Source organism: Bacillus sp. EB106-07-01-XG149 (genome assembly GCF_058791555.1).
The window spans coordinates 233,647-259,237 of sequence record NZ_JBYTDP010000004.1 but is presented as its reverse complement, the minus strand read 5'-3'; the positions used below and the strand labels follow the sequence as shown (position 1 = coordinate 259,237).

Here is a 25,591-nt window from a genome sequence, read left to right as displayed (position 1 = left end):
ATGACTAAGTAGCTATAGATGTCAACTGATTTTCAAATTTTTTCTAAAATCCGCTATTACCTATCGTTTACTGAAAATATTTCAAGAAACAACACTACTCTGTATCACCTATTACAGCTACATTGTATGACTAAGTAGCTATAGATGTCAACTGATTTTCAAATTTTTTCTAAAATCCGCTATTACCTATCGTTTACTGAAAACATTTTGAGAAACAACACTACTCTGTATCACCTATTACCTCTACATTGTATGACTTAGTAGTTGTAAATGTCAACTCGATTTTTATATTTTTCTAAAATCAACTATTGCCTATTAGATGTTCAGTGACAATAAAGTTGGTTAATTTTTCTTCAACTAATGCCCCTTATTGAAAAAAGTAGCTTGCTCCATTTACTAAATTTTCATCTTGTCTTACATAGCTTAATCTGCCTCAACATCTTTTTCACCTAAGTTTTGAACAAATCTTAATAGATAACCATCAGGGTCTATAATTAAAAATTCTTTTTGTCCCTTTAATTTAGTATCAGCTCTATACCAATTCTCTTGAATATCAAATTTAATTGGATACTCGTTCTTTTTCAAACTATCATATAGTGGATCAATATCATTTATGATAATTTGAAAATTAATTCCTCTTCCGTAGGGATAAGATAACTCCCCAGTACTCCAATGACCATTTACTTCTTCAATCATAATCTGGCATTCATTTAAAGACAGTAAAGCAAACTTATCCTCTGGTCTTTGATATTCAATTTTAAACAGTAGAATTTCCGAATAGAAATTTAAACTTTGCTCAATATCTGAAACTGATAGCTCTGGTATTAATGCATTGAGTTTGTGCAAAAATGCTTCCTCCTTTGCTTACGTTATTGATTATTAAATTATAACACTTACTATAAATACTTCTTCCATTACACTACTTCGTTAGTCCTATAAGAAGTAAACAACTTTATTATCTCTACACATTAGATACAGCCGATTTTCTTTTTGAAGAAATTTCGCCACATACCTATCCCGCTAAGAAAAGAAAATACCCCAAAACAAAAATTCTACATTTTTGTTTTGGGGCGCTATAGGCTAGCTCTTCTTCTTAATAAGACAGATCATCCTTTTGTTACGATAACATCATTTCCATATCTTCCGCTGCATTTGTAATTAGTTTCAAACCGAATGTTTCTTGTAATACATCAAGCACGCCAGGTGAAATAAATTCAGGCGCCTTTGGACCGATGCGAATATCTTGAATACCAAGACTAAATAGCCCAAGTAAAATGGCAACCGCTTTTTGTTCAAACCATGATAGAACAATACTAACTGGTAATTCGTTCACTTCACATTGGAAAGCATCTGCTAAAGCGGCTGCTATTTTCACTGTAGAAATTGAATTATTACATTGTCCTAAGTCAATGTAACGCGGAATCTCTGTACCAGGCACAACACCATAACTCACATCATTAAAGCGGAATTTCCCGCAAGAAGTTGTTAAAATAACTGTTTCTGGCGGAAGCGACGTTGCTAATTCACGATAATATTCTCCGCCTTTTCCCGGAGCATCACAACCTGCAATGACAAAGAAACGCTTAATCTTTCCTTCCTTTACTGCATTAATAATTTCCGGAGCTAATGATAATACTGTATTATGATGAAACCCTGTTACTAACTGTTCATCCGACTCCATATGTACTTCTGGAAGTTCTAGCGCTTTTTCAATCAACGGTGCAAAATCGTCATTTTCAATTTTTTGTACACCCTCTAAACCGGCAATATCATATGAAAAGAATCGATCAGAGTATGACCCTTTAATTGGCATAACACAGTTCGTTGTCGCTAATATAGCACCTGTAAATTTTTCAAAAAGACGTCGTTGATCATACCATGCCTTACCAATGTTTCCTTTTAAATGTTTATATTTTTTCAGCTGCGGATAACCGTGTGCTGGTAACATTTCAGAATGCGTATAAATATTAATTTCTTTTCCTTCTGTTTGTTTTAATAATTCTTCTAACGCAAATAAATTATGACCAGTAACTACAATTGCTTTACCTTCTACATGGTTTTGCGTAATTTGAACAGGCTCTGGAACACCAAAATGATTCGTATGTGCCTCATCTAACAACTCCATTACTCGTAAAGCCGATTTCCCAACTTTTATAGCCATATCAATATGTTCTTGTTCATTAAAGTTAGAATTGGTTAATGTCATATACAATGCTTCTTGCGTCGTAGCATCTACAAATGCATCAGTATACCCTAGCTGAGCAGCATGCGTACGATAAGCAGCAATTCCTTTTAACCCAAACACAATCGTATCCTGTAAACTTGCTATTGTTTCATTTTTACCGCAAACACCTATTACTTTACATCCGCCTGTTGGCGTTTGTTCACATTGATAACAAAACATGATCATCCCACCCTCTCCCAATCATTCCTTACAAATCAAGCATAATATCCATTGGGAAAAAAGGATGTGATATCAATCACAATACTTATTATAAATTTGTGACAGTTCATATTGTTGACATAATATTTTTATTGAAACCAAAAAAAACATTACATAATTATATTGTTCAGTTTTTCAAATATCTAAACTATTGCTGAATCACATATTTAACTTTCTAGTTTATAGTACGAAATGAAAATTTCGTACTATAAATCTCTTAAGCAAACAGAAATAGACATACAAAAACGCTATTCTTTCTTTTTATTATTCAACTGAAAGAATAGCGTTTTTTCATTTTGAAGACCTATCAATTTTTTGATTAAAGATTTTATGAAAAATCACTTTATTTACAATACATTTACACTATCTTTACAATATTTACATTATTTATATGATATATTTATATAGAATCTACTTAAGAAATTTCATGTACATTGTTATCTTTATAATCTCTGATCTGATTGATAAGAGATTATGTTATATTTTCATACCAGGGGTGAATTAGGATGACTGAAACTTTAAAAACACTTATAATGCTTGATGCTACTTACGTTGTTATAGCAATTATGACGGTACTGGTATTTGTATACTTGGAATTAAAATCTCAGTAACGTATGCAGGCATAATTGATAGCTTCGCATTTAAATATAGCTAGAAGAAAGCGAGGAGAAAATTGTTTCTCCTCGCTTTTTTATTCCCCTAATTTTTTATTTCAACAAATCCAATGTATGTAAAAGTAATCCTCTATCCCCTACATCCCCATGACCAGGCACTACTGCATTTATATTTCCATATCGCTTCAGCACATTCTCAATCGATGTAGACCATTCATTTACATAAGCATCAGCAACATTTCCTAAATTTTTAGCTTCCGCAGATTTCACTAAACAGCCTCCAGCTAAAATGTTGTATTGCGGTAACCATACGACGATATTATCTTCTGTATGCCCTTTCCCTGGATAAAATGTTTCTACTTTCATATTTCCAAACTTCAAATTTGTAATTCTTTGTAAGTCTCCAAGTGGTTCTTCATATCCATTTTTCTTTGCTAGTTCTGCAGTCAATGCCGTACTATGCGCTTTAATGCCTCTTTCTTTCAACGTTTTTATTCCGCCAATTCGATCTGAGTGCGCATGTGTAATAATGACATCCGTTACGCGCTTCTTAAATTTCTTTTCTACCATCTCTATTAATTCCTTCGTTAGTTTATCATCCCAAGAAGAATCGACAAGTACTAACCCTTTAGAAGTAGTAAGAACTAGACCGTTCGAAGGAACTGCTTCCCCGTTAAAATAACCTAACTCCGTATGAACCCATACATTTTTGTTTAACTGAGAAATTGAAATAGTTCCTGTCTCATTTTTTATTACTTTTTGCTCTACCGTTCGTTCTGCTTGTACAGAAGAAATTGTACTAACAAATTGAGTTGTTCCTAGTAAACTAACACATACCCCTAATTTTAATAATGTATTTTTCATTTTCTCCACCCTTTCTTTCAAACGAAATAGCTATTACCTATAATAGACAATTCATCTCAAATGTTTGTTCCATCTTTTCTTACATATTTTTCATATCATTAATAAAAAGCGCACAAGATTTTGTGCGCTTTAAAACTTAACCTTTTATTCCATAATTCTCAAACTCTTCCTCGTTCCCATAAAATACATTCAAATCAATATACTTCTCTTTTCCATTATAACCATTTAATCTCCCGCGGTTCGTGTATTGCCAAAACGTCCATTTTCTCTCATCAGATAAACTCGGTTTTGTAAAAACACTACGAATCCATATATCACATTGGGGATACGCATTCTTTATATACAAATCATATGCCTCTTGAGTTGCATACAATATTACTTTCTTACCGTAATGTTTTTCTAGCATTTCAATCATGACCGACAACTCTTTCACAACATCTTCACGCTTAGGTGGATTATCTTTTTTGTTAGCATAAAACTCAACATCAATTACGGGTGGCAATGCTTGTTTATATTTTGGAACAGTTCGTATATATTGCTCTGCTTGTGTTTCACCCTTACTATCAAAACTAAAAAAATGATACGCTCCGACGCGCATACCTGTCTTATTCGCATTCGTCCAATTTTTCGAAAAGTACTTATCCACAAACGCGCTTCCTTCAGTAGCCTTTATAAACGCAAACTTCATATTTTGCTTTTCCAACTCCCTCCAATCTATATCACCTTGATACGACGCAACATCTACACCTTTTATTTTATACTTATCCGAACTTATTTGATTCGGAATAAATATGCCTTGAAAAACTAAGTAAGCGAAAACACTCATTACACTAATTAAGGTAAAGACTCCTCCTATAATAAGCTTCTTTTTCATTCATATCACCCATCTTTACAAATTAAAATTCTACCTACCATTCACGCTTTTTATTTATCATCATTTTTTCTTCAAACGCCTTCTCTAAATCAATTTCTAACTTGTTTGCTAAATCACATACATTCCAAATTACATCAAACATTTCTAAACCGATTTCTCTTTTTGCATTTTGTATTTTATTACGCTTTAATATAACTTCCGCTAATTCACCTAATTCCGCCATTGCATACATCGTACGCTCTTCAATTGTCGTATCTTGAAATCCTTTTTCTTCACTGAAATTTGATACATATCTCTGGAATTCCACAATATTCATACTTAATCTCCCTTCATCACAAATACTCCGTTTTTCTATTACACTTAAAATCAAAAATGTATTTTGTTAAATTATAACATTCATATTATAATTTATTTATAACTCTTTAATGGAGGTGTTTTCAATGACTCTCTTCGCTTCCCCATCATTATTCATACTTGCAATCATTTCATTTGCACTAGCCTATTTCATCGGAGTAAAACAATACACTTGGCTCTTATCAGGATTCAATGAACGCCGTGTACCAAATAAAGTAAAGTTATCAAAAATAGTTGGTCTTTATAATTTAACTGCCGGTGTTATCGCCACAATTGGTAGTGTCTTCCTTACTCCTAATGCAAAAATCGTATTTCCTATCATTATTATTGGGCACGTTATAATCGCTGCTTATGTAAATACACGCATGGTGCAATGAAAAAAGACCACCCAATCGGATGATCTTTTTTATAATTTATCAACATATTGCTTCGCTTCTAATAAGGAAAACCCGAAAGCCTCTCTTACTCTCTTAACTGCTGTAACTGTTTTTCCTTCTTCCATAAGCTGGCGCAACTCTTTATTAATTTCAGGTTCTCTATCTATAATTCCCATTTCTTTCGTAATTAGCTGTAATCTATCTTCCATCCGCTTTAAACGTGCATCTGTTTTCTTTTCGATTTTATTTAATTTTTCAACGATATAAATAAATCCAAAGACCGCTATCGGTATGATCATCCAAAATTCCATGACTATCCCTCCTATTAGCTTTCATTTGTTTTATTTCACTAACTTATGCAAATTTTACCACAAAACACATTTAATGTATAACAGTAATGTGCAACATTGTTGATACAACCTTTTATTTTAGGTGGACACTTTATGAAAAGATTTTTAAATACGCTACTACAATTTGTAGTTCTTTCAATTGCACTACATTTATTATTTGATATCGTTGGCTGGCTTGTTTTCAATGCGCCATTTAAAAATAAACAAATCATTATTTCCTTACTAACAACCTCATGGCTTATGTACATGTACCGGGACAAATTTTTTAAAACATTCACTTCGAATTAACTAAAAGAACTTCATCGATAAAAGATGAAGTTTTTTCTTTTTCTCTCATTCTCTCTATTAACTACTGTATAATAGAACTAACATTCTGTCTTTTAGAAGAAAGGAGTCACTATGAACTTAAAAAGTCACATTATATACGAGAAAATGAACCAATATTCCGTTGCAGGTTTAAGCCTTGCCGTTATACGTGACGGCAAACTAGACGAAGCGATTGCTTTTGGAACACTTGAATCTAGAACAACTAAAACTATCACTACGAATTCCATATTCAATTCTTGTTCTATTAGTAAATTCTTCACTACAATGCTCGTACTAATGTTATCAGATCAAAAGATCGTGCATTTAGATAAAGACGTAAATGATAGACTCACATCTTGGAACATACCTACCAATCTATTTACCTCACAGAAAAAAGTCACATTGCGAAATTTATTAAGCCACCAATCTGGAATCATTGATCCTCCTAATAGTTTTGAGCATTATACACTTGCACAAGGGCGACCAAACATGTCTGAAATCCTTGCCGGTAAAACATCATATTGTCCAGTACCGATAGAAATAACTTATAAACCAGAAAGCGAATTTCACTACTCTGATGCAAACTTTTGTATTATTGAACTACTACTTGAAGATATAACTGGAAAACCATTCAATCTTTTACTTGAAGAATATATCTTTCAGCCACTACAACTGAAAAATAGCATGCTATTCTCTACTAAAGATATAAATAAAATGGAGGCCTTTGCTTGTGGGCATAATAAAGATGGCACCGTTACAAATGAGAAATATCCATTTTATCCATTCGCAGCTGCTTCAGGTATTTGGACAACACCAACAGACTTATCAACTTTAGTAATTGAAATCATTCATTCTTTACAAGGAAAGGGCAAACTAAAACTTTCTCAAAAATTAGTACAAGATATGATTTCTCCTCAAGGTTGCTCAAAATGGACTGGGTTAGGTGTGTTTCTAGATGATTCCAATAAAGACTTACAAATATATTCACTTGGATGGGGCGTTGGATTTCAATGTATGATGATATGCTATCCATACCGAGGTAATGGTGCTGTTATAATGACGAACGCTGACTTAGGCGTTCATCAAATGGAAGGGATTATTGGTGACGTGTTAAAAACGTTATCCTTATAACGAAAAGAAAGAAGCTGTTCCTTCCAGCTTCTTTCTTTATATAACATTTTTCGCAACAATTTTTATATGTTCTGGTGCGATAATCTCCGTTATACTTTCTTGAAAATCTTCCTGCAACATTTCTTCAATATGTTCTAGCTGCACTTCAACATGTGTGCATTCTAAATTATGTATATTTAAAAGTGCATAATGATCTTTTTTCTTAACTACTAAATATTGATTTTCCTCTGTTACAAGTATAGAACCTAACCGTACTCCTAATAGGCGTTGATCATCAAACTTCACAACAATTTCCCCCTTCATCACTATGTAATAAAATAACATTTTATGTAATCTATTCTTCATAAACTATATCACAATTTATTAAAATATAAATATCATATCTCTTTTACTAAAAACCCTATTCTTTTATATATTTCGATACAAAAAACTTTCTCAACATAAAATTAGAATTTTCAGTTTTTATTCTCATGAAAATCTATTATAATAAAGTTAATAAATGTTTGACCTCTCCTAATTCATGTACATATGGATGATCAGTAGTTGTTGCTACTGATCTATTTTTTTGATTTCAGAAAGTAAATACGCTGCATCCTTTCCTACACCACAAATAAGTGCAGATCCCCTTTGAGATTGCCACGGCAAACCGATATAATATAATCCTTTTACTGGACTTATTCCTCTTACATGATTAGGAAATCCATTCTCATTCACTGCCTTTTCTATTTCAATCCATTTATAGTTCTGAATAAAACCAGTTGACCATATAATGCTTTCTGCACTATACGTGCCACCATTTTGAAACATAATATTATTTTCTGATGCACTAACCACTTTTTTCTCTAGTTTAATTACTCCATTACGAATAAGTTCCTTGCCTTCAAAACCAAAAATAGGATCCTTTCTCTTCTGAAACCATTTTCCCCTCTTAGTATTTACTTCGGCGTACAATAAACCCAATTTTTCTAGCCAATTAAAAATGCTTTTTCTAAAAAGATGTAACGGTAAAAATGTTAACGGATGACCGATAGAAATTGTAACTTCATGAGTTTTTGCAAGTTCTACTGCGATTTGCATTCCTGAATTCCCGCCACCTACTACTAGTACTTTTCCTTTAGGAATTTTTGATGGTGATTTATATTGTGATGAATGTATTTGAAAGATATGTGATGAAAGATGTTGTGAAAATGAGGGGATGTACGGTTGCTGAAAACCACCTGTTGCGATAACAACCTTTTTTGCTTGTAAAATTTCTGTAGGAGTATGTAATTCGAATATCTCTTTTTCTTTCTTTATTTTTAAAACTTCGGTTTGCAATTGGATCGGTAATGTAAAGTACCTTGCATATTCTTCTAAATACGTTGCCATTTCATCTTTACATGGAAATCCCTTCCCTTCTCCTTTTACTATCATACCTGGTAAACTACTATATTCCCTCGGTGTGAAGAGCTGTAAAGAATCATATCTGTTTCTCCATGAATCCCCAATTCGGTTTCCTGCCTCAAGTAATAAAAAATTATATCCTTCTTGCTTCAAGTAATATCCCATTGTTAATCCAGCTTGACCAGCTCCGACGATAATTGCATCTAACATCCTTTTCCTCCTTCTCATTTCACATGAATATATGCTCATTTGTTCATATGTTTTATCATACGATTTATTTTTCAATAATTCAATCTGTTTAACAAAATGAAAAAGAGCAGTTCACTGCTTTATGAACTACTCTTCATTACATTTATTTAATACGCAATTACACTGCACTCTCTCTAAAAAATTTATATATTAATCCCTTCCGGCTCTATCATCTCTCCTCATAAAATACGATTCTATTTGAAAACGGATCAATTACAGTTAATTCGATTGTATCCCAAGGTGTTTTTTCTATATTTGGCTTCGAATAAGCATATTCTTTACTTAATAATATAGAATGATAATCCTTTACATTATCTATTTTGACCCGAATCGCACCGCCTGGCGAAGCATCCCCATGATGTTCTGATAAATGTATTACAGCATCATGTAACGAAATTTGTATATATAATGGCATATGTTCCTCATACCGATGTTCCCAATCCATTTTAAACCCTAAAAAATCTATGTAAAATAGCTTTGCTTTTTCAACATCAAAAATTCTAAATATAGGTGTAATCATTTATTATCTCCTCCTATTTATAAACATCTGCCGCCAATTCCCTCAAAACTTCAACATTCACTACTTCAAAGCAACCATTGTTCTTTTTTATAATCTCTTTATCACAAAAAACATTTAATGTACGTAATAGGTGTCGATAACTCGTTCCTAACAATTCAGCTGTCTCTGTTAAATTCCCACTAAATACAATTCGATTTCCGTGCTGCACCGCTCGTTCCCCTGCTGCTAACATGTAACTCGCAAGTCTATTTTCAAGTGGATATAGTAAATTAATTGTACTATTTTTTGAAAGTCGATTTAACTTATGTGCTAACGATCCACAAATACATCGTAAAAATTTCGCATCATGAAATAGTTGATTTCTCACTTTTCCTAAAGGTAAACCAACACAATATGAATCTGCCATTACTTGTACGTTTGAAGCAGTCTTTTGAGAATGAATTAACTCCACATCTCCTAACAGCTGCAAACTATCATAAAAGTATAATAATACAGATTTCCCGTTACTTAATGTATTAAACGCTTTTGCTTTTCCTTCAACGAAGAAAAATAAATAATCTATCTCTTCATTTTCTCTACAAATAAACTCATTCTTTTTAAAAAATATGAGTTCCATATACGGTTTCATATCATTACTAAAAAATGAATCAATATTATTTTGTTTCATATAATTTGCTAATTTAATTGAATTACATACTTTCTTCATAGTTCCCCCGCCTTTACAACTACTCCCCATTGTAATCAAAATTTTCTCCTTCCACTATGACATATGTCATAGTAATACACAATTTCAGCATGATACAGTCATTACAAATATGAAATACAAAGGGGATATTACATTGTATAACTTTCTTTCTGTCTTTATTGGTGTGCTCATCGCCGTTATGCTTCCATTGAATGGGATTTTATCTGAGTTAATTGGCAAGTACACAGCGAGCGTTGTCATCCACCTTGTCGGTTTAATTGCAGTTATCTTCATTTTAATCATTAACAAAAATAAAATTTATTTTGATAAAAGCATTCCACTTTTTTTATATAGCGCTGGTGCGATTGGAGTATTCACTGTTCTTTTTAATAATATAAGTTTCTCCGTCCTTGGTGCCTCTATTACGATCGCATTAAGTTTACTCGGTCAATCTATCGCTTCCATCGTTATTGACCATTTCGGCTTATTAGGAATGAAAGTTGCAAAGTTTGAAAAGAAAAAACTAATTGGATTATGTTTCATCTCTTCCGGAATTATAATCATGACAATTTATTAATGGAGGCAAGAAAATGTTATATATTACTATCGCTATTTTAGCTGGTGTTTCTATCGTTGTTGCTAGAATTATTAACGCGAATTTAGCAGCGAAGATTGGAAATTGGGAAGGCACGTTTTTTAATTATATTACTGGATTATTTTTCTCTATGTTATTTTTAATTTTCAGTTCAGATTCATTTTATATTCCTAGCCATACGTTGCAATCTATTCCTATCGCTGTTTACTTAGGCGGATTAGTAGGCGTTATCGTCATCTCGTTATCGAACTATATTACGCCTAAAATATCAGCATTTTATTTAACGTTACTCATCTTTATCGGACAATTATTTGCGGGGACTATCATTGATTTCATCTTGTCACACGAACTATCAATGGGAAAAGTTGTCGGTGGCATTTTCGTACTAATTGGGCTAACTTACAATTTACTCGTAGATCGCCCTGTTAAAACTGTGCAGAATAACCAAGTTCAACTATAATACTTTACGCTTACCTATCATATATTAATAGAAAAGCTCTTTATACGAAGTAATAGAGAGGAGAATATTCTATTAAGAAAATCATTTTACTGCTCGGTAGCGCATTGATTATTTTTGGTATCGTATGGTTTTTAAACTCAGGGAAATCTATTCAAGATTTCTATACAGCAAATAAACCAAAGAAGAAAGCTACTATCATTTCAACTCAAAGAGACCCAAATGAGCCCCCTGTCTTTTTAGGAAAACAGGAAATAAAAGATATACATGTCGAGTCAATTAAAACAAAAAAAGATATCTTTCTCACAAAAACAGATGAATTAAAAACATTCATTAACAGTATGGATACCGCCCAAAAAGGAAAATTAACATTAGATGAAGAAGGATCAGATTTAATAGATTGTGATATGTGGATTACTTTCGAGGATGGAACTTATAAAAAATATTTCATTTGGGTAGTTGATCATCACAGTAGTGAAGTAATGATCGCTCAGCAAGATACTCTTGATGATGTAAACCTTACGTACTATCAATTAAATGAAGATAATTCAAAAAAAGTTTATAACTTATTTAAAAAAATTATTTAAACGAAAAAGTCATGAGCAAATGAGCTCATGACTTTTTGCACTATATATATTCAGGGAACACTTTACATCCCTTTTCCTGCTCTATATCATGCCCAAAGAAAACAATTGGCTTCTCTTTTATCACAACTTCTTTTAAACGTTTAATTGAAGATAAAGCTAATTCTGGATCAAATCCAGCAAATGGAACTTCATTTTCAAAATTCTCTTTCGTATACGATGCATCAATCGTTAATAATACAGGACCGGATTTTTCTGTCTCAATTAATAGCGATTGATGCCCTGGAGTATGGCCTGGTGTATGTAATACTTGAACTCCTGGTACGACTTCATAATCCCCTTCAATGATTTTGTAGTTTAAATTCGGCAATATACATTCTTTCAAATATTCTTCGCTATGCTGCGCCGCCTCATATTCAGCACGCTGTACAATGATTGGTGTATTTATAAAAGCGCCATTTCCTCCTGCATGATCAAAATGCAAGTGAGAACTAATAATATAAAGAAGGTCTTCCGGCTCATAACCAACCCGTTTTAAAATATTCACGATTCTATCTTCTTCAGTCATTTTCGGTAAAACCTGCCCTTCGACAAATGTACCGTTAAAAAGACCTTCATTATTAACTGCACTTTCTGGCATACCTGTATCTACTAAAATAGGCCCCTCTTCTGTCTCCAAAAGATAACACCATACAGGTAAGTTCAATAAATTTCCCGGTGTGAGCGTACTATTAACAGAAGAATGATCTAACATACAACGACCTGCTGGGATGAAATAAAGCTTTTTTACTGACATTATGTATCCACCTTTACATTTAATTTAAGATAAAGTAACACAGTAAATAATTCTGCTTTTTAGAAATAAACTCCTTCCACACTTTCATACCAGCATAAATAAAAAAGAGTGTACTTTTTTACATAATGGCATTTCACCATCTATAATAAAAGAGTAAATGACTCTTACTTTAATGGAGGGAATAGAAATGAAAGCAATTGGTTTACATGAATACTTACCTATTGAAGAAGAAAACAGTTTAATTGATATTGAAGTTGAAAGACCTGTTGCTACAGGAAGAGACATACTTGTTAAAATTAACGCTATTTCCGTTAACCCAGTTGATACTAAAGTTCGCTCTCCGAAAGATAAAAAAGAAGATGTAGCGAAAATACTTGGCTGGGATGCTAGTGGTGTAGTCGTACAAACTGGTGAAGGTTGTACGTTATTTAAAGAAGGCGACGAAGTGTTTTACGCTGGAAGCATTACGAGACAAGGTACATATAGTGAATACCATTTAGTTGATGAAAGAATTGTTGGTAAGAAACCAAAAACGTTAAGTGACGCTGAATCTGCCGCACTTCCTTTAACAGCTATTACAGCATGGGAAGGTTTATTTGAACGTTTAAGTATTGATTATAATAAAAGAGATGAGAATACATTCAAAAACATTTTAATCATTGGCGGTGCTGGTGGTGTTGGCTCGATTGCAATTCAACTTGCGAAATGGGCTGGATTAAATGTAATCACAACTGCATCCCGCAATGAAACGATACACTGGGTTGAAAAATTCGGTGCCGATTATATCATTAACCATCATCAACCTTTACAAGATCAAATATTAGAATTCGGGATAAAAGATGTAGATTATATTTTCTGCTTAAACAATACAGATCAACATTGGCAAGCAATATGTGACCTCATTAAACCACAAGGAAAAATTTGCTCTATCGTAGAAAATGAACACCCTCTTGAAATGGGTATTTTAAAAAGTAAAAGTGCTACACTCGTTTGGGAGTTTATGTTCACAAAAGCGATGTATGAAACTGGCGATATGATTACGCAGCACGAACTATTAAATAAAGTAAGCGAACTATTAGATGAAGGCATTTTAAAGACTACATTAAATGAAACATTCGCACCAATTAACGCTGAAAATATAAAGAAAGCACATGCCCTGCTTGAAGGCGGAAGTACAATTGGGAAAATCGTTTTAGAGAAATTTTAATAACAAAAAGTCCGATTTCCAAATGAGAAATCGGACTTTTTACTATCTTTATTTACTTGAAATCTCTTGATCATTTTGAACATCTAACGGAGGTCGTTTCCCTATTCCGAAAGCATAGAAACTAATTGTTACGATAGCTAAGAAAACAATACCTACAACTAGTGAAATGCGCGTATCATCGTTAAACCACATTCCGATTAATACCATAATTAAAAAGGCAATTGTTAAATAGTTTGTAACAGGAGCAAATGGCATTTTGAACGGATGATCTTTCATCTCTGCTCCTTTTGCTTTTCTAAAATTAATTTGACTAATTAAAATGACGAACCATGGTACCATACCAGGAAGTACACTCGCACTATATACATATACGAATAAGTTTTTCGGTGCGATATAACTTAAAACAACACCAACCGCTAAACCGATAATTACGCCAACTGTACCGAATAAAGGTACACCATTTCCAGAAAGTTTCGTGAAATATTTCGGCGCTTGTCCATTTACACCTAACGTATAAAGCATACGGCCCGCACTATAAATACCGCTATTACAACCCGACATTGCCGCTGTAATAACAACGAAGTTAATAAGTCCAGCTGCTGCTGTAATACCAACCTTCGCAAAAGTTGCTACGAACGGACTACCAATTGTACTTAATTGATCCCATGGATACACAGTTACAATAACGAAAATAGCACCAATATAGAAAATTAAAATACGCCAAATTGTACTTTGAATCGCTCTTGTAAGTGTCTTCTTCGGATTTTTCGCTTCACCAGCAGTAATACCAATTAATTCCACACCTTGGTATGCACCAACTACAAGTGATAATGCAAAGAAGAATCCTGAAAAACCACCTGTAAAGAAACCGCCATTTGACCAAAGATTAGATATGCCAATCGCTTCTCCACCGTTACCAATTCCAAAGAAAATAAGTCCAAATCCCGCAATAATCATTAATAGAATCGTAACGATTTTAATCATCGCAAACCAAAATTCAAATTCACCAAATGACTTAACAGAAATTAAGTTAGCTGCGCCAAGAATAACCATTGCGATTACACCTGGTATCCAAGCTGGTAATTCCGGGAACCAATATTTCATATACGCTCCAACTGCAATAATCTCTGACATCCCAACAATAACCCACTGGAACCAGTTACTCCACGCTGTCATATAGCCAGCTAGCGGATGAATATACTTATGACCGAACGTCGCAAATGAACCTGTACTTGGTTCCATATACAACATTTCACCCATCGCACGCATAATAAAGAAAATAAAAATACCTGCAATTGCATACGCAAGCATTACTGACGGACCTGTCCATTTAATTGTGCTGGCTGACCCCATAAACAAGCCAACACCAATCGTTCCGCCTAAAGCGATCATTTGAATATGACGTGCTTCTAAGCCTCTTTTCAATTCTTTGTTTGCCACTTCACTTCCCCCTCTTAGATGATTCATAGCCGCATTTTAAAACAAGATGCTTTCCCCTAATTCCTTTCGGCCCTGAAAATGATGAAGCAAACGTCATTTTACACTAGCTTTAAAGCTATCCTAAAATCGTTTTTTGCCTCTTACAAAATTCTCAAAACCTTTCATCTTCCAATATTCTATAAATCTTAAAATTACTTACCTTATATTAATTCATTTATCTGAAAAGTTCAATTATTTTTTCGATAAATCATTATACGTAAGTCTGATTAATTTTTAACTAAATTAACAATAAAATACATCTATTCAATATGATTCCGGTATGAATATTATTACAATATAAATAACCGAGGAGATTTTATCTTCCTCGGTTTCATACCGCATATACTTAAGTAATTATAGTTTGTACTATAATTACTTACACATGTATTAACACATCACGCAAAAATTTAATATATTAGTAGAACTACAAAGTCACTAGCTTCTATATCTCTTATTTATCCCGTTCTCACAGCTAAAAATTCTCTATCCCATTCCCTACTTTAAGAAAAATATAACTACACTTAAATCAATCAACAATACACCAGAAAGAGGAAAACTTTTCTCCTCAGCTTTTATCTTTTCCTCAACAATACCTTTAATTTTTTTCGTATATCCACTAATCATTTTCATAAAACATAAAAGAGTCTCATTAAAAAATGAGACTCTTTTACCATTTCATATTCAAATCATTTTGAAGTTTTTTTACCTAAAATAAACACTTTAGTAAACACCAACATGATAGCTACAATAGCCAGAAAATAAAGTGGCATCACCAGTAACGAACCGGTATGAAGCTGACTCATTCCCCAAATTGTCATCGTTACAATTACATAGTAGCCTAAGCTAAACAATGCTCCAGCTGTACCAATGACATCTTGAAAATCTACTAATGCTAAACTTAAACAGTTAGGCAATGCTACCCCAATTCCTAATAGCAATATAAACATCGCTACTAAAAATCCAATCATATATATTATGTTTGGATTTGATCCAAATGAATTAATAACAGTTAAGAAGATAGCTCCCCCTGTCATTACAAGACAACCGATATATATAATTTTCTCTGGTTTATAAGTAGCAAGTAACCGCTTTGAAACTTTCGCCCCAATAATAGAAGCGGAAGCGACAACAATTCCTAGAAATCCGTACATACTAGGCGATAACTGAAAGTATTCAATAAAGATAAACGGCGCTTCTGCATAGTAGCTAAATAAAACACCATTCGCTCCCCCAATTAATAACCCATATGTTACTACTTTCGGATTTGTAATCAACCGTTTTAATACAGAAAATACATTTATTTTACCCGTTATTGCGTCCGTTTTTGTTTCCGGAAGCGAAACAAAAGTATACAGCAAAATCCCGACACTCATAACAACTAAACTTAAAAATACGATTTTAAATCCAAACATTTGATCAAGAAAGCCCCCAATTAGTGGACCTATCGCTGGTGTAAAAGCAATGACTGCCGAAATTTGAGCAAACATAACATGACGTTTATGCCCCTCTACACTTTCACGAAGAATCGTTTGTGTCACAACTGAACCAGCACTTGCTCCAAATGCTTGAATAAAACGACTAAACAATAAAAATTCAATAGAATTTGCAATATAGCATAAGAAACTTCCAGCGCCATATACGACAATTCCAAATAACATTGCCGGGCGACGACCAATTATATCCGATAACCATCCAATAAAAAATACACCTAAAGCAAATCCAGCAAAATAAACACTAAGCGTTAACTGTACCTCATTATTACTTACGTGCAACGCCTTTGAAATATCCGGTAAAGACGGTGTGTAAATTGTTTCACTAATTTGTGGAAATGCGACAAGAATGATCATTAACCAAAGTGATGGTACTGAGACTTTTTTCATTTTTCATACCCTCCTATAACTTTGAAAATCTCAGAAATGAATAGACTTTCCTTAGCTATGGAACAGGAGGGGCCATTATAGAAATTCGATCATAAAACAACAAAGAAAACACCTCAATTACGCATGTTAATACTTATAGGAGGGTAATATTAACATTGATTTTAAAATATACTTTTTCAATTATATTACATATTACGTTTCTTTTTCTAGTATTGAGCTTTGGAGGATTTGTTAGAAGGATAACTTGATACCATCACTATTTTATGGAATAATTAGGAATAGTTTGAATTGATAGATCGAATTATTAAACGATAGACTAGCATTTTTTAATGTCGCAAAGCTTAAAAACAGGAGGACTTTTGTAATGATTGAAATTTTAAGGACCATAGTAAACTTCCTAATTTCTCTATTCTTAGGAGAATTACCAATTGTATATTATGTGTGGATTATTACCCTATTCCTAATTCAAATAATCCAATCTACTCTAAACTATAAACTCTTTAACAAGAAAGATAATTTCAGCACTTATATATCGGAAGGATTACTTGCTTTTATTATTTTATTATTTGGAGGTATGTTAGTATCTAAGTTACTTGCTTACATAATAGACGATCCTACTATTAGTATGACAAATGTAACACATTATTTTATTTCTCTTATTATATTAACTATATTTGTCGTCATAAGCTGTCTTAAAGATTTTATAGAAACATCTATCAAAAATAAAAATGTGTCTCTTTTTAGCTTTTTAGTAGTTTCCTTAATAACAAGTATACTTTCATTCAAGTTTTTATCACCTTTAATCGAAGGTTCTTTTTCTCTTTCTAAATCTTTTATAACCACTTTAATCATTCTTGTAACTATATCAATTCCTCTATTAATTGCCTTAGAGGAAAAGTATGCAAATGAAAAGTAATTCTTGCATTTATAGTTTGAATTTGAGTGTCTATTCTTTTTTAACGGTATTACTAAAAAAATAACAGTCATTGAATCGAAAATGAAGCAGAAATGAGGAAATACAATTGAGCATTGAACAACAATTATATGATGAAGTGAAAAGTTTAATTGACCAAAGATATCCACATAATTGGGGCGGAGCTGCAGCAATTCGTGTAGAAGATGGATCCATTTATACAAGCGTGGCCCCTGACGTAATAAATGCTTCAACAGAACTTTGTATGGAAACAGGTGCAATTTTAGAAGCACATAAATTTCATAAGAAAGTTACACATTCGATTTGTCTTGCAAGAGAAAATGAGCATTCTGAATTAAAAGTATTATCACCTTGTGGTGTATGCCAAGAACGTTTATTTTATTGGGGACCAGAAGTACTATGCGCCATTACAAATTCGAAACAAGATATTATTTTCAAACCGTTAAAAGAGTTGCAGCCATACCATTGGAGCGAAGCATATCATGATGAATTCACAAAAGAATGGGATATGAGATAAAGTGAAGGTTACTCTCAAATAGCGGAGAATAAAGATTATTCACTAAAAAAGCACCGTCACAAATGACGGTGCTTTTTCTATGTAAGAGCTACTAGAAGTTTCCCTTCTAGCCTACTCCCATTTATAAGTCCAAAATTGTTCAAGTTGCAGCCATTTTAATGTTGCTGCATCTTTGTTTTTTATTTTTGCATGTGTTTCTTCTAACATCGCTTCTGTTTGTGAACGATGCGCTCCTAGTGCAGCTAATTTATGCTCGAATACTTCACTAATATTATTTACAACATCCGGCTCACCTAATACAGCTTCGCGATTTCTCGTAATCGCAACTGCATGAATGACTGGACGTTCTTCTTTTTGCATACGTGATACAGCACGAACGACTGCGCGGCCAAATGCATCATGATCTGGATGTACGCCGTGCTCTGGATAAAATGTAATAATTCGAGATGGATTTACTTCTTGAATGATTGCTTCAATTTTATCTGCAACGAAATCAACATCTTCAAATTCTAACGTTTTATCATGGAAACCAAGCATTCTTAAATCTTGAATTCCCATCGCTTCACATGCATCTTTTAATTCTTTTTCACGGATATTTGGAATCGTTTCACGGTTAGCGAATACATTTTTCCCCATGTTACGTCCCATTTGTCCTAAAGTACCACATGCATACGTTACAGGTACTCCTTGATCTGTTAATAAGCGAATTGTTCCTCCCGCCGCAAATGCTTCGTCATCTGGATGCGGAAATACAACAAGTACATGTCTCTCCATAAGTTTCCCTCCTTCTTACTTAAATGGCGTTAAGCTTAACTCAAGCGCAACTGCTAAGCGGCCTTGGTTATCATGCCCTGCAAGTAATAAACGCTCTTTATCGTCTACTTCCCAGTGCGTAATACCTTCTGCATATACCCAGCCATGATCCATTTTTAAACCAACTCGGTATGGATTCGTTCCAGTAATCTTCCCGCGTTCAAAGCGAATAATTGCATTTCGAATGAATGCCCCAACTGTCATCATCTTTTCGTTAAAGTGTGACGCATACGCTCCGTTCGTTGTTTCTAAATGAATATATACATCTTTATTTACAAAGCGTTCAATTTCATTTTGAATAAGAGAACTATCTTTTACTATTTCCATCGGAATTCACCTCTTTAAACCATTTTACGCAAAAATAATGTAAATTGCTATCTCTATATTAGAGGACAACGCTCACTTTTCCTAATAATTTGCACTGTGTTTTTTATATTTTTTATATGATATGTAAAAATCATATTTTTTCCTTCACTTTGTTAAATAGTTTTCTTTCTTTTTTGAATTTGCTACAATATATTTTATCCCGTATTAATATAGCGAGATACATTTCGACAATTGAATACATACTTTAAAGAAGGTGACATGATTGGAACAATCAGCACATGAAGTAGCAAATTGGCAATATTATTTTGCAATTGCCGTATTTTTAATCACGTACGGATTTATTATTTCTGAGAAATTGAATCGTGCTGTAATCGCACTATTCGGCGCTGCTATTATGATTATTTTTGGCGTTGTAGATTTACATACCGCTTTCACATCACATATTCAATGGGAAACGATTACCCTTTTAATTGGAATGATGATTCTCGTACATATTACGAGTCAATCGGGCGTATTTGAATTTGTGGCCATTAAAGCAGCGAAGGCAGCTGGTGGAAAACCAATCCGCATTTTATTATTACTATCCTTATTAACCGCAGTTGGTTCTGCATTTTTGGACAACGTAACAACCGTCTTATTAATCGTACCTGTTACACTATCCATTACACGTATTTTAAAAGTAAACCCTGTTCCATATTTGATTTCAGAAGTACTATTTTCAAATATAGGCGGAACAGCAACATTAATCGGTGACCCACCGAACATTATGATTGGATCAGCAAACAAGCATTTAGACTTTAATGCCTTTTTACTAAACTTAGCTCCAATCGTAATCATTATCTCTATCGTTACACTTGGTATTATTTACTTTATGTATCGCAACAAACTAAAAACAACAACTGAGCAAATTAAAATATTAATGGCATTGAACGAAAAAGATTATATTAAAGATCAAAGCCTCCTTTTAAAATCCATTTCAATTTTAGGACTAACTATTTTAGGCTTTGTACTTCATTCGATTATTCATGTAGACGCTGCGGTTATCGCGATGACAGGCGCTACACTTCTTATGCTAATTGGCGTAAAAGAACATGATATTGAAGATGTATTTGCCCATGTTGAATGGGTAACCATTTTCTTCTTCGCTGGACTATTCGTTCTCGTTGGCGGGTTAATTGATATCGGGCTCATTTCTTCACTCGCAAAAGAAGTGCTCGACGTAACGAACGGTGATATCGGTTTCGCTGCGATACTTATCTTATGGGTATCAGGCATTGCATCTGCAACAATTGACAATATCCCCTTTGTCGCAACGATGATCCCACTTATTCAAGACTTAGCTACAGGACTCGGATTATCTGTTGATTCTCCGCAAATCGAAGTACTATGGTGGGCGTTATCACTTGGGGCTTGCTTAGGAGGAAACGGAACATTAATCGGAGCATCCGCAAACGTAGTCGTTGCTGGTATTGCAAAACGTGAAGGACATGCTTTCTCTTATATGGACTTCTTAAAAATTGGTTTACCGTTAACTATTATTGCATTATTACTATCACATGTTTATATATATTTACGTTATTTAATGTAATAGTTGTAGTGCGTGAAATTATATCGACGATTCGACAGAGAATATCGACTTACCGACAAATAACGAAAATGAAAAAGGTATGCAGCTAAATTGCATACCTTTTTTTCGTTCACCAAAATATACCGATAATTGCTAATCCACCTAAAATCATACCGCCAATTTGTCCAACGATTGCTGGCGATAATTGAACACCTTTTCTCACTTCAACAACTGGTCTTTCGTGCCTTAGTTGCTGCACTTCACTTTGAAGTTGATGTACACTTCCGTGTAATTCTTTAATTAGTTCCTTTAATTCAGCGACTTCTTCATTTACTGGTTTTGCTTTTTCTAAATTCATTTTGCATAACTCCTTATAAAATCAATCAGTGCACTGTAAAATTTCGCCAATTACTGGTATATCTCCTGCATACTACATATATAATATGGAATGTATTTTTAATCTTGCAGCTCTATCCATTCCTCCCGCAATATCCCCATAATGATACGATCAAAACATTTCCCATCTCTTTGCACCGCTTCTCTCATACAGCCTTCCATCTGAAAACCCATCTTTTTATATAACTTAATAGCAGCTTTGTTATAAGAAATAACATCAAGACCGACGCGGTGTAAATTCAATTCATAAAATGCATAATTTAATATAAGATTGATTGCTTCTCTTCCATATCCCTTCCCTCTATCATTTCCCTCTCCTATACCAATGGCTAATAAACCCATTCTGTTATTCCACTCTATGCCATGAATCGCCACAAAACCAATTAAGCGATCATCTTGAGCTGTCCTTACCGTGAAAGAAACACTATTCGATCTTCGTCCTTTTAATAGCCCATTACTTGCTATTTCTTGTATCGATTGCGGGAATGCTACATCTGTATCTACATTTCTTAAATACTCACTATCTTCTTGCCACATAGCCATTACTTCAGCATCCGCTTCTCTCATAGCTGATAATTTAATCGTTTTATTTTGAAAAAGATTCATTGTCATTTCAAACTCCCCCTTTATTAAATAACGGGGATACTTATTTCAGCCTATTTATCCCCTCGTTCTATAAACTGCTTTATACACGAGATACTTACAATAAGCGCTGACATTGGCACATCTCCTCTACATTAAATTACATTCATTGTATAATTTTTCATTTATTCTAACAATAAAAAAGACCCCCAAATTTAGAGGATCTTCCTAACAACGAATCGATATTATTTCGTAAACATTTTCTCCGCTTCATCCATTGCCATTTTGTTACCTAAAGCAGAATAGTCAAGCCATGGTTGGTCATTAATAATGTATACATGCTTGCCTTTAACAGCTTTTAAGTCTTTCCAAATTGGTGTTTCTTGAAGTTGTTTAAATGCAGCTTTTGCCTTATCGTCTCTATTTACAACAACGAAAATAGCATCTGCATCAAAGTCAGGTAATACTTCTTGTGAAATGACTTCGAAAGGACGGTTTCCATCAATTTTCTCTACACCGTTTGCAGGTTGCAATCCTAAGTCTTGGAATAAAATTGGCCCCATCGGTCTTTTCGTACTAAATACACGTAATTCTTTTGCAGTAACACGAATTGCCATTACTTTTTCGTTATTACCTAGCTCTTTATCTATTAAATTTTTTACTCGTTTTGATTGCTCTTCGTAATCTTGAATATATGTATCCGCTTCTTTCTCACGGTTTACAAGTTTACCAACTTGTTTTAAATGATCTCTCCACGTACCTTCATCTAAATTGAAAGTATGCGTTTTTGCAATTTTTTCGTATTTCGCTACATCTTTGCCAGCGTATTTTTCATCAACATAAATTTCAGATGGCTTTAATTGAAGTAATGCTTCCATATTTGGATCAGTTACAACACCAAGTTTCTTCGTATCTTTCAGTTGTTCTTTTGCATGCGGTAAGAAATCTTTTAAATCTCCACCAATTACAGAACCTACTGGTGTAATTCCTAATGCAAGTAAATCATTTGTTAAGTGAATAGACATTGAAGCAATTTTTGGGTCATTACTTTTTTCCGTTTTTTTCGTTGCCTCTTCATTAGCTTTCGTTTGACCACATGCTGCTAATACTAAAATACACATCATGCTAAATAAAATAGTAAGTTTCTTTTTCATATGTTCTCCTCTTTGAAGTATTTATTTTGTTTTTGTAAGTAAATAAAGAAAATACGGTGCTCCTAAAGCGGCCACTACTACACCAGCTGGAATAGAGTTTGGCTCAAATATAGAACGACCTATCGTATCTGCTAGCACTAAAATAATCATTCCGATAATACCAGCTAAAAGAAGAAAGTGTTGATATGTAGTACCTACTAACTTTCTGGCGATATGCGGAGCAACTAAACCGATAAAACCAATCCCTCCAGCCATCGATACACTCGCACAAGACAATCCAACCGCTGTAGCTAAAAGTAGTAACCGTTCTTTTTGAACAGAAACTCCAAGTCCTGCTGCCACACTATCACCTAGTGACAATGCATTTAACGTTTTAGATTTTAGCCATGCATATGGAGTTAGTATGAAAATCCAAGGTAATAATGCAAGGACATGAATCCAATCCCTTCCCCACACATTACCAACTAACCATCTAGAAGCGAATGTATACGTTTCATCATTTAACTTAAGAGAGAAAAATAACGAAATCGCACTAAATCCAGCTGAAACTGCAATACCAACAAGAATAAGTCGAATAGGAAGTAAACCTTTTGACCGATCACTCGCAAGTATAATAATTAAAAATGCAGCTAGCACTCCCCCGCCAAATGTAAATAACGGTATTAAAATCGATGCATTCTCATTAATAGAATGAAAGAAAGTAACAAATATAATTAGCCCGAAAGATGCACCTGAATGTAATCCGAGGATACCAGGATCGGCCAGCGCATTGCGAGATAACCCTTGCAAAATCGCACCAGAAATCCCAAGACCAATACCTGCTAACATTGTGATTATAATTCTTGGCATACGATAATCGTATAGCACTGTTGCGCTCTCAAAATCACCATAACCGAAAAGCGTTTGAATTACTTTGAGCGGCGCTATGCTCAATGTCCCTGTATTTAAACTAATTAAAATTACAGCGATACTAATACAACCGAAAATTGTAGTTACAGTAATAGCTCTCTTTTTATCCGTGTTTAAAATCTTCTTCACTTACAACTCCCTCCCAACTTTACGTGCTATATAGAGGAAGAACGGAACTCCAACAAGAGCTACCATAATTCCTATCGCAAGTTCTTTAGGAGGATTTACTGTTCTTGCTCCTAAGTCAGCTAAAACTAATAACATAGCTCCTAATAATGCTGACATAGGAATAATGAGTCGATAATTAACACCAACTAAATTTCTAGCAATATGCGGAATAACAAGTCCTACAAATCCAATAGAACCAACAGTTGAAACAGATACACCTGCAAGAATGACTACTATAATCATCCCTAGTATTCTCGTTCGGTTCGTTTTTACTCCTAAATTTGTAGCAACATCATCCCCGATTGATATGAGTGAAATCGATCGTCCTAACACCGTCGCAAAAACAATCGTTATAAGAATAATAGGAACTAAAAATTTCAAGTGTTCCCACTTAACACCTGCAACACCACCAGCGTACCAAAACGCTAAATCTTGACTTAAATCATAATAAATCGCGACACCTGAACTTAACGAATGCAATAGCGCAGCCATAACTGCTCCAGCAATCGTTAACCTCATCGGTGTTAATCCGCCTGATGTTGCCGATCCGATAATAAAAATGAGTACTGTACTTAAGACAGCTCCAATAAAGGAAATAATCATCAAATAGGAATATGGAATATGCGGAAAAAAGGCAAAACTAAGTGCTACTACAAACATCGCACCTGCATTTATGCCAAGCACACCTGCATCCGCTAAAGGATTTCTTGTTACCCCTTGCATTACAGCCCCAGCCACTGCAAATGCGGCTCCTACAACTGCCGCGCCAATTACCCTCGGGAGTCTTAATTCATAAATAATTTGGTGCTGCGTTAATTTCGGATTATAATCAAAAACCGCTGTCCATACGGTTTGCAAATGGATATCCTTTGCACCGAATGCAATAGCTAAAAATATAGAGCCTATTAAAGATAAAATTGTTAAGCTCATGAAACATATGAACTTAATATGTAGCCAGCGATTATTGCCAGCATATACAGCAGGCTTATGTAACATGTTTCATTTCATCCTTTATATTCAGTTGTTTTTTATAATTATTTTTTATTTATAATTATTATTGATAATAATTATCATTT

30 protein-coding genes are annotated in these 25,591 nt (G+C 33.9%); 10 read left to right on the top strand and 20 right to left on the bottom strand.

Annotated features, from left to right (window positions below; translation table 11 throughout):
- Positions 1-423: 423 nt before the first annotated feature.
- The 5 genes from AC3WTA_RS18325 to AC3WTA_RS18305 form a co-directional block, all read right to left on the bottom strand.
- Entirely contained in the window at positions 424-846 is a 423-nt protein-coding gene (locus tag AC3WTA_RS18325; RefSeq protein ID WP_000549333.1) for a bleomycin resistance protein, read from the bottom strand.
- 271 nt (positions 847-1,117) lie between these two features.
- Positions 1,118-2,404 (bottom strand): hydroxylamine reductase, encoded by a 1,287-nt coding sequence (hcp, locus tag AC3WTA_RS18320; protein ID WP_492332956.1) that lies wholly within the window; start codon positions 2,402-2,404, stop codon positions 1,118-1,120.
- Positions 2,405-3,150: 746 nt separating this feature from the next.
- Positions 3,151-3,921, bottom strand: coding sequence for a BcII family subclass B1 metallo-beta-lactamase (bla2, locus tag AC3WTA_RS18315; RefSeq protein WP_000799237.1), 771 nt, complete (start codon positions 3,919-3,921; stop codon positions 3,151-3,153).
- 136 nt (positions 3,922-4,057) lie between these two features.
- Positions 4,058-4,795: a glycoside hydrolase family 25 protein gene (locus AC3WTA_RS18310; protein WP_000727829.1), complete on the bottom strand. Its 738-nt coding sequence runs from the start codon at positions 4,793-4,795 to the stop codon at positions 4,058-4,060.
- Positions 4,796-4,829: 34 nt separating this feature from the next.
- Positions 4,830-5,111 carry a MazG nucleotide pyrophosphohydrolase domain-containing protein gene (locus AC3WTA_RS18305; RefSeq protein WP_001028124.1) on the bottom strand — a complete coding sequence of 94 codons (282 nt, stop codon included), beginning with the start codon at positions 5,109-5,111 and terminating at the stop codon, positions 4,830-4,832.
- Between the two features lie 124 nt (positions 5,112-5,235).
- On the opposite strand from AC3WTA_RS18305, the gene AC3WTA_RS18300 reads away from it, so the two are divergent.
- Entirely contained in the window at positions 5,236-5,526 is a 291-nt protein-coding gene (locus tag AC3WTA_RS18300; RefSeq protein ID WP_000171763.1) for a DUF3784 domain-containing protein, read from the top strand.
- 29 nt (positions 5,527-5,555) lie between these two features.
- Here AC3WTA_RS18300 and AC3WTA_RS18295 read toward each other — a convergent pair whose 3' ends face one another.
- Entirely contained in the window at positions 5,556-5,837 is a 282-nt protein-coding gene (locus AC3WTA_RS18295) for a hypothetical protein (RefSeq protein WP_000397708.1), read from the bottom strand.
- Positions 5,838-5,969: 132 nt separating this feature from the next.
- On the opposite strand from AC3WTA_RS18295, the gene AC3WTA_RS18290 reads away from it, so the two are divergent.
- The gene (locus tag AC3WTA_RS18290; RefSeq protein ID WP_000819645.1) at positions 5,970-6,164 is read left to right on the top strand and encodes a hypothetical protein; all 195 of its coding nucleotides are present in this window, start codon (positions 5,970-5,972) and stop codon (positions 6,162-6,164) included.
- Between the two features lie 111 nt (positions 6,165-6,275).
- A complete protein-coding gene (locus tag AC3WTA_RS18285) occupies positions 6,276-7,313 on the top strand; it encodes a serine hydrolase domain-containing protein (RefSeq protein ID WP_001050160.1) in 1,038 nt (345 codons plus the stop codon).
- A 36-nt stretch (positions 7,314-7,349) separates the two neighbouring features.
- Here AC3WTA_RS18285 and AC3WTA_RS18280 read toward each other — a convergent pair whose 3' ends face one another.
- The 4 genes from AC3WTA_RS18280 to yeiL all read right to left on the bottom strand — a co-directional run bounded on the left by AC3WTA_RS18280 (position 7,350) and on the right by yeiL (position 10,171).
- Positions 7,350-7,598, bottom strand: coding sequence for a hypothetical protein (locus AC3WTA_RS18280; RefSeq protein WP_000666939.1), 249 nt, complete (start codon positions 7,596-7,598; stop codon positions 7,350-7,352).
- A 264-nt stretch (positions 7,599-7,862) separates the two neighbouring features.
- On the bottom strand, positions 7,863-8,906 hold the full coding sequence (locus tag AC3WTA_RS18275; protein WP_000882903.1) for a flavin-containing monooxygenase: 1,044 nt from the start codon (positions 8,904-8,906) through the stop codon (positions 7,863-7,865).
- Positions 8,907-9,114: 208 nt separating this feature from the next.
- Complete coding sequence (locus AC3WTA_RS18270; RefSeq protein WP_000632414.1) at positions 9,115-9,465, bottom strand: glyoxalase superfamily protein; 351 nt, start codon at positions 9,463-9,465, stop codon at positions 9,115-9,117.
- 13 nt (positions 9,466-9,478) lie between these two features.
- On the bottom strand, positions 9,479-10,171 hold the full coding sequence (gene yeiL, locus AC3WTA_RS18265; RefSeq protein WP_492332955.1) for a transcriptional regulator YeiL: 693 nt from the start codon (positions 10,169-10,171) through the stop codon (positions 9,479-9,481).
- A gap of 109 nt (positions 10,172-10,280) precedes the next feature.
- On the opposite strand from yeiL, the gene AC3WTA_RS18260 reads away from it, so the two are divergent.
- The 3 genes from AC3WTA_RS18260 (at position 10,281) to AC3WTA_RS18250 (ending at position 11,789) form a co-directional block, all read left to right on the top strand.
- Positions 10,281-10,727 carry a DMT family transporter gene (locus AC3WTA_RS18260; protein WP_002096403.1) on the top strand — a complete coding sequence of 149 codons (447 nt, stop codon included), beginning with the start codon at positions 10,281-10,283 and terminating at the stop codon, positions 10,725-10,727.
- Positions 10,728-10,740: 13 nt separating this feature from the next.
- The gene (locus tag AC3WTA_RS18255; RefSeq protein ID WP_000965801.1) at positions 10,741-11,205 is read left to right on the top strand and encodes a DMT family transporter; all 465 of its coding nucleotides are present in this window, start codon (positions 10,741-10,743) and stop codon (positions 11,203-11,205) included.
- A gap of 89 nt (positions 11,206-11,294) precedes the next feature.
- On the top strand, positions 11,295-11,789 hold the full coding sequence (locus tag AC3WTA_RS18250) for a hypothetical protein (protein ID WP_117616449.1): 495 nt from the start codon (positions 11,295-11,297) through the stop codon (positions 11,787-11,789).
- Positions 11,790-11,829: 40 nt separating this feature from the next.
- Here AC3WTA_RS18250 and aiiA read toward each other — a convergent pair whose 3' ends face one another.
- The gene (gene aiiA, locus AC3WTA_RS18245) at positions 11,830-12,582 is read right to left on the bottom strand and encodes a quorum-quenching N-acyl homoserine lactonase AiiA (RefSeq protein ID WP_000111947.1); all 753 of its coding nucleotides are present in this window, start codon (positions 12,580-12,582) and stop codon (positions 11,830-11,832) included.
- A gap of 187 nt (positions 12,583-12,769) precedes the next feature.
- Here aiiA and AC3WTA_RS18240 point away from each other — a divergent pair, with 187 nt between their 5' ends.
- Positions 12,770-13,789 (top strand): zinc-binding alcohol dehydrogenase family protein, encoded by a 1,020-nt coding sequence (locus tag AC3WTA_RS18240; protein ID WP_000643747.1) that lies wholly within the window; start codon positions 12,770-12,772, stop codon positions 13,787-13,789.
- Positions 13,790-13,837: 48 nt separating this feature from the next.
- Here the strand turns inward: AC3WTA_RS18240 and AC3WTA_RS18235 are convergent, their stop codons facing one another.
- Positions 13,838-15,229 carry an amino acid permease gene (locus AC3WTA_RS18235; protein ID WP_001284400.1) on the bottom strand — a complete coding sequence of 464 codons (1,392 nt, stop codon included), beginning with the start codon at positions 15,227-15,229 and terminating at the stop codon, positions 13,838-13,840.
- 725 nt (positions 15,230-15,954) lie between these two features.
- Positions 15,955-17,148, bottom strand: coding sequence for a multidrug effflux MFS transporter (locus AC3WTA_RS18230; RefSeq protein WP_000758023.1), 1,194 nt, complete (start codon positions 17,146-17,148; stop codon positions 15,955-15,957).
- A gap of 364 nt (positions 17,149-17,512) precedes the next feature.
- Here AC3WTA_RS18230 and AC3WTA_RS18225 point away from each other — a divergent pair, with 364 nt between their 5' ends.
- Both AC3WTA_RS18225 and AC3WTA_RS18220 read left to right on the top strand, forming a co-directional pair.
- Entirely contained in the window at positions 17,513-18,064 is a 552-nt protein-coding gene (locus tag AC3WTA_RS18225; protein WP_000570012.1) for a DUF5823 family protein, read from the top strand.
- 106 nt (positions 18,065-18,170) lie between these two features.
- The gene (locus AC3WTA_RS18220; protein WP_000021277.1) at positions 18,171-18,599 is read left to right on the top strand and encodes a cytidine deaminase; all 429 of its coding nucleotides are present in this window, start codon (positions 18,171-18,173) and stop codon (positions 18,597-18,599) included.
- Positions 18,600-18,710: 111 nt separating this feature from the next.
- On the opposite strand, the gene bshB2 is transcribed toward AC3WTA_RS18220, so the two are convergent.
- Together bshB2 and AC3WTA_RS18210 are read right to left on the bottom strand one after the other, a co-directional pair.
- The gene (bshB2, locus tag AC3WTA_RS18215) at positions 18,711-19,373 is read right to left on the bottom strand and encodes a bacillithiol biosynthesis deacetylase BshB2 (protein ID WP_000439468.1); all 663 of its coding nucleotides are present in this window, start codon (positions 19,371-19,373) and stop codon (positions 18,711-18,713) included.
- 15 nt (positions 19,374-19,388) lie between these two features.
- The gene (locus tag AC3WTA_RS18210) at positions 19,389-19,739 is read right to left on the bottom strand and encodes a YojF family protein (protein WP_000407039.1); all 351 of its coding nucleotides are present in this window, start codon (positions 19,737-19,739) and stop codon (positions 19,389-19,391) included.
- A gap of 262 nt (positions 19,740-20,001) precedes the next feature.
- Here AC3WTA_RS18210 and AC3WTA_RS18205 point away from each other — a divergent pair, with 262 nt between their 5' ends.
- Entirely contained in the window at positions 20,002-21,327 is a 1,326-nt protein-coding gene (locus AC3WTA_RS18205) for an ArsB/NhaD family transporter (RefSeq protein ID WP_000437998.1), read from the top strand.
- A 109-nt stretch (positions 21,328-21,436) separates the two neighbouring features.
- Here AC3WTA_RS18205 and AC3WTA_RS18200 read toward each other — a convergent pair whose 3' ends face one another.
- The 5 genes from AC3WTA_RS18200 to AC3WTA_RS18180 form a co-directional block, all read right to left on the bottom strand.
- On the bottom strand, positions 21,437-21,664 hold the full coding sequence (locus tag AC3WTA_RS18200; protein ID WP_001047302.1) for a coiled-coil domain-containing protein: 228 nt from the start codon (positions 21,662-21,664) through the stop codon (positions 21,437-21,439).
- Between the two features lie 98 nt (positions 21,665-21,762).
- Entirely contained in the window at positions 21,763-22,314 is a 552-nt protein-coding gene (locus AC3WTA_RS18195; protein ID WP_098632217.1) for a GNAT family N-acetyltransferase, read from the bottom strand.
- 215 nt (positions 22,315-22,529) lie between these two features.
- Positions 22,530-23,438, bottom strand: a complete 909-nt coding sequence (locus tag AC3WTA_RS18190; RefSeq protein ID WP_000728221.1) for an iron-hydroxamate ABC transporter substrate-binding protein — start codon at positions 23,436-23,438, stop codon at positions 22,530-22,532.
- Between the two features lie 21 nt (positions 23,439-23,459).
- Positions 23,460-24,476 carry a FecCD family ABC transporter permease gene (locus AC3WTA_RS18185; protein WP_088107058.1) on the bottom strand — a complete coding sequence of 339 codons (1,017 nt, stop codon included), beginning with the start codon at positions 24,474-24,476 and terminating at the stop codon, positions 23,460-23,462.
- Complete coding sequence (locus tag AC3WTA_RS18180; protein WP_000902673.1) at positions 24,477-25,511, bottom strand: FecCD family ABC transporter permease; 1,035 nt, start codon at positions 25,509-25,511, stop codon at positions 24,477-24,479.
- Between the last annotated feature and the right edge of the window lie 80 nt (positions 25,512-25,591).